The sequence below is a fragment of the Propionivibrio dicarboxylicus genome, assembly GCF_900099695.1.
Classification (GTDB): Bacteria; Pseudomonadota; Gammaproteobacteria; order Burkholderiales; family Rhodocyclaceae; genus Propionivibrio; species Propionivibrio dicarboxylicus.
The window spans coordinates 65,123-77,991 of record NZ_FNCY01000015.1 but is presented as its reverse complement, the minus strand read 5'-3'; the positions used below and the strand labels follow the sequence as shown (position 1 = coordinate 77,991).

Here is a 12,869-nt window from a genome sequence, read left to right as displayed (position 1 = left end):
CCGATGAGCGTCTTATTTACCCCCGTTCAGGTGGGCGACCTGAACCTGCCGAATCGTGTCCTCATGGCCCCCTTGACCCGTTGCCGGGCAAGCGAGGGGCGCGTCCCCAACGCGCTGATGGCCGAGTATTACGTGCAGCGCGCGAGCGCCGGACTGATCCTGACCGAGGCGACCTCGGTCACGCCGATGGGCGTCGGGTATCCCGATACGCCCGGCATCTGGTCGGCGGAGCAGATCGACGGCTGGAAGCGGGTGACCGAGGCCGTGCATGCGGCGGGCGGGCGGATCTTCCTGCAGCTGTGGCATGTCGGACGGGTCTCGCACCCGGACTTCCTGGACGGGGCCTTGCCCGTCGCGCCCAGCGCCCTGGCGCCGGAAGGGCATGTCAGCCTGCTGCGCCCGAAGCGGCCGTATGTCGTGCCGCGTGCGCTCGAAACGGAAGAAATCCCGGCCATTGTCGAGGCCTACCGCCAAGGGGCGGAGAATGCCAAGCTCGCCGGGTTCGACGGCGTCGAGGTGCACGGCGCCAACGGCTATCTGCTCGATCAGTTCCTTCAGGACAGCACCAACCGGCGCACCGACCGTTATGGCAGCTCGATCGAGAATCGGGCGCGTCTGCTTCTCGAAGTCACCGACGCCGCCATCGGCGTCTGGGGCGCCGGCCGCGTCGGCGTCCATCTGGCGCCGCGCTGCGATGCCCATACCATGGGCGACAGCGATCCGCTGGCGACCTTCAGCTACGTTGCGCGTGAGCTGGGTAAGCGCAAGATCGCCTTTATCTTTGCGCGCGAATCGGTCGCTGCGCCGCGTCTGGGGCCGCAACTCAAGGCGGCGTTCGGCGGCGTCTATATCGCCAACGAGTCCCTGACCCGCGAAACGGCCGAGCAGGTGATCGCCGCCGGCGAGGCCGATGCGGTCGCCTTCGGCCAGAACTTCATCGCCAATCCCGATCTGCCGCTGCGTCTGCTCAAGCAGGCGCCGCTCAATCCGGCGCGACCGGAGAGTTTTCACGGCGTCGGGCTGAGCGATCCGGTGACCGGATACACCGATTACCCGACGCTGGAACAAACCGAGCGCGCGTCGCGCTGATCGCTTCCGACGCAGTTCCCGGGACGACGCCCGCCCTCTGCGGGCGTCGTCCTTTTTCATGGCGCGATCCGCGGCCGGTCTGACGCAGCCGATGCAATCCGCTGTTCACAGGCGGGCTTTCCCGGGCTAGCATCGCAAGCCTGGCGGGCTGACGGTTTGGCGGGGGGCTTTCCCTGCGGCCGGCGGCGCGCGCGTTATCGGAGAAGCGGGGAGTGCATGAAAGATAACACCTGGAAAGCCTGGTTCGACGGTGCGACCAAGGGAACGAACCCGGGGATTCGCGGTATCGGCGGCGTCCTCAAGGGGCCGGGCGGGGAATTGATCGAGATCTGCGAAGAGATCGGACACGGCACGAACAACGAGGCCGAATATACCGCGCTCATGGCCGTGCTCGATGCGGCGATCCAGGCCGGGGTCGAAGACCTGATCGTCTATGGCGACAGTCAGCTCGTCATCAATCAGGTCAATGGCGCCTGGCTGATCAAGGCGAAGGAACTGGTGCCGCTGTGCCAGACGGCGGTGTCGCTCAAGGCCCAGATCCCGAACGTCAAACTGTGCTGGGTGGCGAGAACCGAGAATACCGAAGCGGACGTCCTCAGCAAACGGGCGCTCGGGGTGATCGATGCGGACGCTCTCGATCGCGCGGTGTGGATGAAGATCTCGGAAATTGCCAAGCCCTTCGGCCTCTCGGCCGTCGCGCTCGGCAAGAAGATGACAAAGGCAAAGCTGCGCGAGAATGGCAAACCGACGCAACTGGCGATCGAGAAGGGCGTCGTGCTCCGCGTTCCCAACAATTTCGGCCACGACGACTACTGGCATCGCCAGCTCTTGCCTGCTGCCCTGAGGGAGGCGCTGTTCCTCGATTGACGGTCGTGACGTCAGTATCCGGACGTCATGTCGCGCGGGCACTGCGGGATTGCCGGCAGCGCTCATGTGCGGCCACGCCGCCTGAATGACGGCAATCTGGCGTGTCGCCGGCGAGCCGGCAAGGAAATCAATTCGGGCTTCCATCGAGACGGTCACAGGGGGATAATGCGCCCCTTCTCAACAACGATCGACGATGATGAACCCAGGCCCAAGTCACTGGCCTTGGTCGCCCGAACGCGTAAGAGCCTATTTCAGTAGGGATCGCGGGTCGCGTTGTCGATAGGGACGGATGGATGCAAGGCGCGAGGCGCAGCGCATGGTTGTTCCATGCGCAAGCGGAGCACCGCCGCAGACACCGCCCCTATCGGCAACCCGAAGGGCCGCCGGCGCGGCCCACGATCCCTACCGAAATAGGCTCTAAACCGACACTGAGCTGTCATTCAATTTCGCTGGGCGTCAAGGCGTACACCGCAACACCGACCGCCCAGCGAGCAGACGCGACGCTTCATCGTTTCTCTGCTCCTGTGTTTTGAACATCGGCACCCGAGGGTGCCTGTCCGCCTGCCATCGGCCGCGTGATCGCACGCCCCATGGCGGCGCGAGGAGCACAGAAATGAATGCAAAAACCATCCAGGGGATCGTCCGCCGTCTCGGTCCCGGTCTGATTACCGGCGCCGCCGACGACGATCCCAGCGGCATCGCCACCTACTCGCAAGCGGGTTCCCAATTCCGCTTCGGATTGGTGTGGACCTTGTTGCTGACCACGCCCTTGATGATCGGCATCCAGATGCTGTCTGCACGCATCGGCTGGGTGACGGGCGAGGGCCTGGGGGCGAACATCGCGAAGATCTGCCCGCGTTGGCTCACGCTGAGCCTGGTTACCCTGCTGGTGGTGGCCAATACGATCAACATCGCCGCGGACCTCGGGGCGATGGGCGAGGCGGTGCGCCTGCTCGTCGGCGGCCACGTCGCGCCGTACATCGTCGGCTTCGGACTTCTCTCGATCGCCGGCCAGGTCTATTTTTCCTACGAAGGCACGGTGCGCGTCCTGAAATGGCTGACGCTGGCACTTTTCTCGTATGTCGCGGTAATCCTCTCGGTGGCGATTCCGTGGCAACAAGTCATTACCGAATCGAGCGCTCCATGGCGTTACATGCCCGATGGCATTTCCTTGCATGACTACGCATCGATCGTCGTCGCCGTGCTTGGCACGACCATCAGCCCGTATCTGTTTTTCTGGCAGGCCTCGCAGGAAGTCGAGGAGGGCGTGCGCCGTCCGGGGGCTGCCGAGCTTCGCGGCAATCCCGAATACATGGCCGAACACCTCGCCCGCATCAAGCAGGATACCTATGTCGGGATGGTGTTTTCCAACGCGGTTGCCGTTTGCATCGTTCTTGCAACGGCCGTGACGCTCAATGAACACGGCATCACGACCATCCTGACGGCCGCCCAGGCGGCGGAAGCGTTGAAGCCGATAGCCGGGGAATTCGCCTTCGTGCTCTTCGCGCTCGGGATCGTCGGCACGGGCTTGCTTGCCGTACCGGTCCTGGCGGGATCGGCCGCTTTCGCAGTCAGCGAGATATTCGGCTGGCGTGCCGGGTTGTCGCACGGTTTTCATGAGGCGCGCGGCTTTTACGGCATCATCATCGCCGCGACCGCAATCGGTACGGTGATGGGATCGTTCGAACTCGATCCCATCAAGGCCCTGGTTTGGAGCGCGATCATCAATGGCATCATCGCCGTGCCGATCATGGTCGTCATGATGCACGTCGGCCAATCGGTGCGACTCATGGGGGCGCTGACGATTTCCCGACGTCATCGCATCTTCGGCTGGGGCGCCACGGGGGTCATGGCCCTGGCCGTTGCCTTCATGCTGATGACCGCGTTCTAAACACGAACGATGCCGGGCGCATGAGGTTTCCTCAGGGGAACCGCCGCGCCCCGGTCAACCGGTTCCTGGCCGCATCCCGCTGGACTTCGTCCAAAGCGTCTTCTATCCTGCCTTACGGGTGACAGGCTGCGGCCCTGCCGATGAGCGACGAACTCTCAGGATATTTCGATGGGCATATTCACGCTGGTGATCAACGGCGCCCGCCACGACGTCGATGTGGCGCCCGAAACGCCTTTGCTCTGGGTGCTGCGCGATACGCTCGGCCTGGTCGGGACCAAGTTCGGCTGCGGGATCGGCGAATGCGGTGCCTGTATCGTCCATCTCGATGACGTTCCGGCGAAATCCTGCCGGACAACGGTCGCCTCGGTCGGCAAGCGGCGGGTCACCACGATCGAGGGATTGGGACAGCCAACGCGCCACCCCTTGCAGCAGGCCTGGGTCGAACTTGACGTGCCGCAATGCGGATTCTGTCAGCCCGGCCAACTCATGAGCGCGGCCGCCCTTCTCAGGGAAAACCCGCAGCCGACAGACAAGGACATCGAAGAAGCATTGGCCGGCAATCTCTGTCGTTGTGGCACCTATCCGAGAATCGTGGCCGGCGTCCATCGCGCTGCGGAAATCGCCGCCGCGACGCCCGCCGGCAAGAAGGAGCGGACATGAACACGCTTCCTTCCCACGCAGTGCCGGCCGATCCCAACCGCCGTGCCTTTCTGCGCACCGCCACGCTCGCCGGCGGCGGTCTGTTGCTCGGTTGCTATCTGGCACCGCTCGCGAGTGCGGCCCCCATCGTCGATGTGCCGCAGCGGCGGAAGCCCGACGAATTCGTTCCGAACGCCTTCATCCGCATCGCCGCCACCGGCGTCGTCACGCTCGTCTCCAAACAGCCCGAAACCGGTCAGGGAATCAAGACGGCGCTGCCGATGGTTCTGGCGGAGGAACTGGAAGTCGATTGGCGCGACGTCGTCATCGTCCAGGGCGACCTGGACCCGGTCTATGGCCGGCAGATCGCCGGTGGCTCGACCTCGACACCGGTCAATTACGAGAACTTCCGCCGCCTCGGCGCTACCGCCCGGACGATGCTGCTGCAGGCAGCGGCCGAGATCTGGCAGGTTGCGGAAGGCGAATGCGTCGCCACGCTGGGCACGATCGTGCATCGTCCAAGCGGACGCACGCTTGGCTACGGTGCGCTCGCGTCGAAAGCGGCCGAGCGCCCGGTGCCGGACGCGACGAAGGTCGTGCTGAAAACGGCGAAGGATTTCGCGCTCATGGGCCGACGCATCGGCGGTGTCGATAATGCGGCCATCGTCGCCGGCGAAGCGCTGTTCGGCATTGACGTGCGCCTCCCCGGAATGCGCTACGCCGTCTACGAGAAATGCCCGGTCTTTGGCGGTACGGTTGTCAGCGCCAATCTCGACCTCGTCCGCGCGCTGCCGGGCGTTCTCGATGCTTTCATCATCGCCGGCACGGACGACCTGACCGGACTGATGCCGGGCGTCGCCATTGTCGCCGAGTCGACCTGGGCAGCCTTCAGCGCACGCAAGCAGCTTCGCGTCGTCTGGGACGAAGGGAAATACGCGAATGACGATTGGCGCGGATTTATCGCGCAAGCCGAGGCACTGGCCGATGCCCCCGGCGCGACGCGCCTGCGCGATGACGGCGACATCGCCGCGGGCATGGCCGCGGCGGCCCGTACGGTCGAGGCGTCCTACCGCTATCCGTTCATCGCTCACGCCTGCCTCGAACCGCAGAATTGCACCGCCTGGTTCAAACCCGACGGATCGTTGGAAATCTGGGCGCCGACGCAGAACCCGGCCGCGGGCCAGACGCTGGTCACCGCCGTTCTCGGCATCCCGAAGGAAAAGATCACGCTGCACTTGATCCGCAGTGGCGGCGGCTTCGGCCGTCGCCTGAGCGCCGACTACATCGCCGAAGCCGCGGCAATCGCACAGAGAGTGTCAGCACCGGTCAAGCTGACCTGGTCGCGCGAAGATGACATGCGCCACGACCACTATCGGCCCGGCGGCTTCCATTTCTTGCGTGTGGGCCTCGATGCCAAGGGGCGGGTCGTCGCCTGGCGCGACCATTTCGTCACCTTCGCCAACGCGCGGACACGCAACGGCAAGACCGAATTGCGACCCGGAAGTGGCGGTCACCTCAGCCCCGACGAGTTCCCCGGGCGCTGGATCGACCACTGCCGCATGGAAGAGACCGCGCTCGATTGCGGTATTCCCATGGGGCCATGGCGGGCGCCGGGCGCGAACGCCTTCGCCTGGGTGTTCCAGAGCTTCATCGACGAATTGGCTCATGCCGCCGGGCAGGACCCGCTGGCGTATTCGCTGGCGCTGTTGAATCGTCGACCGAACGCCACCGGCTACGATGTCGGTCGCATGACCCGCCTGCTTGCGCATGTCGCCGACAAGGCAGCTTGGGGCAAGAAGAAATTCCCGCGCGGGCAGGGCGCCGGCATCGCCTTCCACTACTGTCACCGCGGCTATGTCGCGCAGGTGGCCGAGGTCAGCGTGGCGCCGCACGGCGCCTTGAAGGTCGACCGCGTCGTTGTCGCTGTCGACATCGGTGCGCAGATCATCAACCTGAGCGGCGCCGAAGCCCAGGTCGAGGGCTCGGTCATCGACGGCTTGAGCGTGCTGGCACAGCAGGAACTCGATATCCGGCAAGGGCGGATCGTTCAGGGCAATTTCGGCGACTATCCGCTGGCCGGTATCGCCGACCGGCCGACCGCCATCGAGATCCACTTCCTCCAGACCGACAACCCGGTCACCGGACTCGGCGAACCTGTCTTGCCGCCGCTGGCCCCGGCCGTCTGCAACGCCATTTTCGCCGCGACCGGTGTGCGCATCCGCCAGCTGCCCCTGACGCAGACGAGCCTGCGCTGGGCTTGAGCCGGGCGCCGAGGGGCGTTTGCAGGTTTGTCGACTTACACGTCATTCTGCGCCGTGACCGTGGCCCAAGCGCCCGGTCCGGCATTCAGTCGCCACCGGCATCGCCGGCGTCGCTCATGCGCGAACTCTTCAGATAGCCGAGAAGACCGATCAGGGCGGGCGCCGGCGCCTTCGACTTGCGGGTGATGACGCCGAGATTGACCATCGAGATCGGCAAGTCGATCGGGATGATCGTCACCAAGCCGCAGTTGGCATAATGCGTGGCGACGTCGAAGGGCACCACCGAGACCATGTCCGACGCCTGGATCAGCGATGTTGTTGCCAGCAGGGACGTGGTTTCGACGACGTCGAGGAAGGCCGGTTCGAGACTCAGCCGGAGCGCCGATTCGACGCGTAGTCGCATCGGACTGCCGATCGGGTGAAGGATCCAGGTCTGCGTCAGGAGGTCGGCAACGCGGAGCTTCTTTTTCCGGCTGAGCGGATGTCCGGGACGGGCGATCAGGCTCATGCGTTCGGGTTTGTCGAAGAAGTCGATGGCGAAATCCTGGCTGTCCATGCCGTCGGGAATGCGGCCAATGACGAGGTCGAGGTCGCCGCGCGCCAACAAGGGCAGGATCGTGTCGCTGGTGCCGACATCGAGCGAGATGCGGACGCGCGGATATGCCGCCTTGAAGTCGAGCAGGCGCCGGGTCAGCGCCGTCGGCACGGCGCCCATGACGCTGCCGATGCGGACGAAGCCGAGGGCGCCCTTGGCGAGTTCGGCAATTTCCGTTTCGGCGTGTTCGAAATCCTGATTGACGCTGCGCGCATAGCGGATCAGCACCTCGCCGTAGAGCGTCGGCTCCATGCCGCGCGGCAGGCGGTCGAAGAGTTTGACCTTGAGCCGCGATTCCAGTTGCTGCAGGAGTTGACTCGCCGTCGGCTGGGTCGTGTGCATGGCCGCAGCGGCCCGCCGCATGTTGCGGTAGCGATCGAGCGCGTTGAGCAAGAGGATTTGCCGGCTGGAGATCTTGAGTGGCTTGAGCGGGATTTCGGAGTCATCGAACGGATGCATCGCAAGGCCTGTGAGCGTGACGGAAAATGTATCTTAATTTTAATATCGTTCAATACAAAAAAACGATTATGCACCTATATCTATAGCGCTTAGGATGTTTGCCAATCGATCGCCGACCGCGCGGTCCGGCGTGATCGAGGCGTTGTTCCAGGACTCATCCATCAGGGCATTTTGGGATCTCATAACATCGGGTTAAAACAGGAGACAGAAATGATTGCTCGTCGAAGTGTTCTTGCAATGTTGGCAGTGACGCTGTGCGCTTTTTCGTCGATTTCGTTTGCGCAATATGCCGAACGGAAAATCCGTATTTCAGCCGGCGTGCCGGAGGAGAATCCGGCATCGGTCGGGGTCAGGAAGATGCAGGAAATCCTGAACGCCAAGTCCGGCGGCAAGATCAAGCTCACCGGCTATTACAACGGCGTACTTGGCAACGATAACCAGGCGGTGGCGGCGCTGCGCTCCGGCACCCAGGAAATGGTCATTACCTCGAGCTCGCCGCTGGCCGGCCTGATCAAGGAGTTGGGCATCTTCGACCTTCCCTTCCTCTTCGCCAATGAAAAGGAAGCCTATGCCGTTCTCGACGGCCCGGCCGGCGATTACTTCAACAAGCGCCTGGAAGAAATCGGGCTCGTCAATCTCGCCTACTGGGAGAACGGCTTCCGCAACCTGACCAACAGCAAGCGTTCGGTTGCCAAGCTTGAAGACCTCTCCGGCCTCAAGGTCCGTGTCATGCAGAACAACATCTTCATCGATGCCTTCCGCGAGTGGGGCGCCAATCCGGTGCCGATGCCGAAGTCCGAGTTGTATACGGCGCTGGAGATGAAGGCCGTCGATGGTCAGGAGAACCCCTTCATCGACATCGAAACCAACAAGATGTTCGAGGTGCAGAAATACATGACCGCCTCGCGTCATGCCTACACGCCGTGGCTCGTGCTCTACAGCAAGAAACTCTGGGACGAACTCAGCGCCGACGAACGCAGCGCCCTGCGCGAGGCGGCGGTCGAGGCGCGCAAGGTGCAGCGCGAAGCCAATCGGACGCTCGACGAAAAGGCGCTGGTCAATCTCAAGGCCAAGGGCATGGTGGTCAGCGAACTGAGCACGCAGGAGCGGGCCCGCATCGTCGAGAAGGTCAAGCCGGTGTATGAGCGCAACCTGGCGACCTACAGCAAGGAAGGCCCGGAACTGGTCTTCGCGACCCTGAAGAAGATTCAGTGAGTCGGCTGCGTCCGGCGAGTCCGGAGGCATGAAGCGGATGATCGTCCCGGCTCAATGGAAGCCGGGACGTCAGGATCGCAGCATTGTCGATGTCGGTGTATTGAGAATTGAGAATAGGAGACAGTTAAAGTGAAAGTGGTGATTACGGGAGGTGGCGGTTTTATCGGGTATCGTCTGGCGCAGGCGCTCTTGAAGAAGGGGACGCTGTCCGATCCGCAGGGGCAGCAGGCGCCGATTACCCAGATCGTATTATTTGACATGGCGTTCCCCGAGAACGTCGATGCCCGGCTGAAGGCGGTCAAGGGCGATCTCAACGACCAGGCCTGCGTTGAAGCGACGCTTGGCAGCGATACCGATGCCGTATTCCATCTGGCTTCCGTCGTCAGCGGCGGCGCCGAAGCCGATTTCGATCTCGGCTACAAGGTCAATCTCGACGGCACCCGTGCCTTGCTCAATGCCTGTCGCAAACAAGCCAGGCCGCCGCGCTTCGTGTTCACCAGTTCGATCGCCGTCTTTGGCGGCGAATTGCCGGAAACGCTCGATGACGGCACGACGCCGAATCCGCAGGGTTCCTATGGCGCCCAGAAAGTGATGTGCGAATACCTGGTCACCGACTGTTCGCGCAAGGGCTATATCGACGGGCGTTCGCTGCGCCTGCCGACCATCTCGGTGCGTCCGGGCAAGCCCAACCTGGCCGCCTCGTCATTTGCCAGCGGCATCATCCGCGAGCCGCTCGCCGGCCTTCCGGCGATTTGTCCGGTGAGCCGCGACGCCATGATCTGGCTGCTGTCGCCGCGCAAGATCATCGAATCGCTGATTCATGCCTATGAGCTGCCGTCCTCGGCGTGGGGGCTGCGGCGCGTCATCAATCTGCCGGGCTTTACCGCCGTTGTCGGCGACATGATCGACACCCTGCGCCGCATCGCCGGCGACACGGTGGCCGATCTGATCGAACTCAAACCCGATCCCCGCATCGAGGCGCTGGTGCTGTCCTGGCCGGTCCGTTTCCGCACCGATCGGGCCAATGCCATGGGCTTCGCCGCCGATCAGAACGTCGAATCGATCATCCGTTCGTATATCGATGACGAAAAGATACCACTGAAGGCATGAACGGCGGCGACGCCGGTTCGCCGGCGTCGCCCAAATCATCTTCTTCATCGTCATCGGCGCACGCGCGGGCAAGGCCTGGCCAACAGGATCGAATCGGGGACTGGAAATGCATATCGGATTTATCGGACTGGGCATCATGGGACGCCCGATGGCGAAGAACCTGCTCAAGGCGGGCTATCCGCTGACGGTATATACGCGCTCGTCGACGACCGACGATCTCGTCGCGCTGGGCGCCAAGGCCGCGCCGTCGTGCAAGGCGCTGGCCGAGCAGTGCGATGTCATCTTCACCATGTTGCCCAATTCGCCGCAGGTCCGCGAGGTGGTGATGGGCAAGGACGGCGTGCTGGAAGGCGCGAAGCCGGGGACGATTCTCGTCGACATGAGTTCGATTGCGCCGGCGGCGGCGCAGGAAATCTGCGAAGCGGCGCACGACAAGGGCGTTGTCATGCTCGATGCGCCGGTCTCGGGCGGCGAACCGAAGGCCATCGACGGGACGCTGGCGATCATGGTCGGCGGCGATGCGCGGGCCTTTGAAACAGTCAAACCGATTCTGGAAAAAATGGGCTCGTCGGCCGTCTTGCTCGGCGGTATCGGTGCCGGCAACGTGACCAAGCTCGCCAATCAGATCATCGTCGCCCTGAACATTGCGGCCGTTTCCGAAGCCTTCGTGCTGGCGACCAAGGCCGGCGTCGATCCGGCGGCGGTGTTCGATGCCATCAAGGGCGGACTGGCCGGCTCGACGATCATGAATGCCAAGCTGCCGATGATTCTCAGCGGCAATTTCGAGCCGGGCGGGCGACTCGAATTTCATACCAAGGATCTGCGCAACGTACTCGACACCTCGCATCGCCTGAATGTGTCGCTGCCGCTGACCGGGGCCATGATGCAGATTTTCGAAGCGCTGATCGGCGACGGCATGGCCAAGAACGATCACTGTGCCGTGGTGCGGTATTACGAAAAGCTGGCCAAGGTGGAAGTGCGCGCCGGGGCGTGCTGAGCGGCGGGTTTTCGGGCCTCCTGGGATTTTTCAAAAGGTTCCTGGTGGCGGGCTGATCCTGCGGCGCAAGGACCGTTGGGGGCGCGCGGGGCGTTGTCTTGGGCGGGCGGTTGTTCGGCCAATCAGGCCATTTGTCTATCGATCGGTGTCGGGCTGCAACATTGTGCTAAGCCGCCTTTCAGCCCCCGGTCACCCTGAACGGTCGCTTCCTCGCGTAGCCACGGCACTGACGTACAATCAGCATCACATTTTCGCCGGAGTATCGTGTGGGTCATCTGCTGAGCGACAAATCATCGCTGATTCCGTTAATCGACCGCCTTAATCGCTATCCGATCGGCCTGGTCGATAGCGCCAAGCTGCGTGAAATCCTGTCGCTCCTGTTTAGTGAAGAAGAAGCCTTTGTTGCCTCACGATTCCCGCTGCACGAGGCGACCAGCGACGAATTGGGCGAACTGACCGGCATTACCATCGATCGACTGCTCCCGATTCTGGAATCGATGGCCAACAAGGGGCTGGTCATGGACCTTCCCTACAGCGGCGCCACGTATTACCTGCTCGTTCCCGGCCTGATCGGCTTCTTCGAATTCACATTCATGCGGCGTAGTCCGATCCTGACATCCCCGGTTTCTCCCGCGGAACTGGCTCGGCTGATGAGTGAGTATCTCCACGAAAATGGCCGCCAAGGCCAGACCGGCGAGTTCTTCGGCAGCCCGACCCAACTCACCCGCGCACTCGCTTACCCCGAACACATCCCCGTCACTTCCCGCATTACCGCCTACGAAGACGCTCGCCAGATCATCGAAGCCGCCGACTACTGCGCCGTCACCTTGTGCTACTGCCGCCACAAGAAGGAACATCTGGGCAAAATCTGCCGCAAGGGGGCTCCGGTCGACGGGCTGTGCATGGTCCTCGGTGAAGGCGCGCGATTTCTCGTACGCCGCGGCTTCGCCCAGGAACGCGACAAGGCAACGCTGCTGGCCGGTCTGGAACAGGCGCGCTTGCTTGGCTTGACCCACGTCACCGATAACGTGCGCGAGAAACCCTCATTCCTGTGCAACTGTTGCCGCTGCTGTTGCGAACTCATGGCGGGCGTGCAGAGCGGGTTCGCCAACGGGGTCGCCAAGACACCTTTCCTGGCAGAGGTCGACGCCACACAGTGTGACTATTGCGGCGATTGCCTGAGTACTTGCAACGTCAAGTGTATTGGCCTTGCCGATACGGCGCGCCATCGGAGCAAGGCCGAACGACATGCCGAGGTGGACGCCGGAACCTGTCTCGGCTGCGGCGCCTGTATCGACGCCTGCAAGAATGGGGCAATTCACTTCGTCCCGCGCCCTGTGCATACGATCCCACCCAGGACACGCAACCGGATGTACGCCCGCATCCTTTGGGAGAAAGGCCGAATTCAACCTTTCCTCATCGACCTGGCCAGGATGAAGTGGCGAAAGGCAGCGAAGACCTTCAGGTAGTCATAGCCTCGAAAGGCCGCGGAATGGCGATCTACGCGGACATAGCCGGAAGATCCACACACCCATGTTCCCTTCAGGCGTATCTCTTGTCAGCCTTTGAACTCGGATGCCTGAACAGTTGCACGGAAGCACGCAGCCTTGCCGGCCGCTTTTCGGTGACATGATATATGAGTGCAATCGGCCAGAAGCAGTCGCACCTGTGTTATGACAAACGACGTTGGAATGACTGCTTCGCTCTAAGAACCGCCTGAGCGCCAATTTCAACTAATCGGCTTGA

10 protein-coding genes are annotated in these 12,869 nt (G+C 62.9%); 9 read left to right on the top strand and 1 reads right to left on the bottom strand.

What is annotated here, in order from left to right; genetic code table 11:
- Positions 1-3: 3 nt before the first annotated feature.
- The 5 genes from BLR25_RS15700 (at position 4) to BLR25_RS15680 (ending at position 6,747) form a co-directional block, all read left to right on the top strand.
- Complete coding sequence (locus BLR25_RS15700; RefSeq protein WP_091938845.1) at positions 4-1,089, top strand: alkene reductase; 1,086 nt, start codon at positions 4-6, stop codon at positions 1,087-1,089.
- 216 nt (positions 1,090-1,305) lie between these two features.
- Entirely contained in the window at positions 1,306-1,956 is a 651-nt protein-coding gene (locus BLR25_RS15695; RefSeq protein ID WP_091938844.1) for a ribonuclease HI family protein, read from the top strand.
- A gap of 613 nt (positions 1,957-2,569) precedes the next feature.
- Complete coding sequence (locus BLR25_RS15690; protein WP_091938843.1) at positions 2,570-3,847, top strand: NRAMP family divalent metal transporter; 1,278 nt, start codon at positions 2,570-2,572, stop codon at positions 3,845-3,847.
- A gap of 168 nt (positions 3,848-4,015) precedes the next feature.
- Entirely contained in the window at positions 4,016-4,507 is a 492-nt protein-coding gene (locus BLR25_RS15685) for a (2Fe-2S)-binding protein (protein ID WP_091938842.1), read from the top strand.
- Positions 4,504-6,747, top strand: coding sequence for a xanthine dehydrogenase family protein molybdopterin-binding subunit (locus BLR25_RS15680; RefSeq protein ID WP_091938841.1), 2,244 nt, complete (start codon positions 4,504-4,506; stop codon positions 6,745-6,747). The genes BLR25_RS15685 and BLR25_RS15680 overlap by 4 nt, the downstream gene beginning before the upstream one ends.
- 85 nt (positions 6,748-6,832) lie before the next feature.
- Here the strand turns inward: BLR25_RS15680 and BLR25_RS15675 are convergent, their stop codons facing one another.
- Positions 6,833-7,801 (bottom strand): LysR family transcriptional regulator, encoded by a 969-nt coding sequence (locus BLR25_RS15675; protein WP_091938840.1) that lies wholly within the window; start codon positions 7,799-7,801, stop codon positions 6,833-6,835.
- Between the two features lie 210 nt (positions 7,802-8,011).
- Here BLR25_RS15675 and BLR25_RS15670 point away from each other — a divergent pair, with 210 nt between their 5' ends.
- From BLR25_RS15670 to BLR25_RS15655, 4 genes are all read left to right on the top strand, one after another.
- Positions 8,012-9,016, top strand: coding sequence for a TRAP transporter substrate-binding protein (locus tag BLR25_RS15670; RefSeq protein ID WP_091938839.1), 1,005 nt, complete (start codon positions 8,012-8,014; stop codon positions 9,014-9,016).
- 129 nt (positions 9,017-9,145) lie between these two features.
- Positions 9,146-10,126: a D-erythronate dehydrogenase gene (gene denD / locus BLR25_RS15665; RefSeq protein WP_091938838.1), complete on the top strand. Its 981-nt coding sequence runs from the start codon at positions 9,146-9,148 to the stop codon at positions 10,124-10,126.
- A gap of 106 nt (positions 10,127-10,232) precedes the next feature.
- On the top strand, positions 10,233-11,123 hold the full coding sequence (gene garR / locus BLR25_RS15660; protein WP_091938837.1) for a 2-hydroxy-3-oxopropionate reductase: 891 nt from the start codon (positions 10,233-10,235) through the stop codon (positions 11,121-11,123).
- Between the two features lie 266 nt (positions 11,124-11,389).
- Positions 11,390-12,592 carry an ATP-binding protein gene (locus BLR25_RS15655; protein ID WP_091938836.1) on the top strand — a complete coding sequence of 401 codons (1,203 nt, stop codon included), beginning with the start codon at positions 11,390-11,392 and terminating at the stop codon, positions 12,590-12,592.
- Positions 12,593-12,869: the final 277 nt, after the last annotated feature.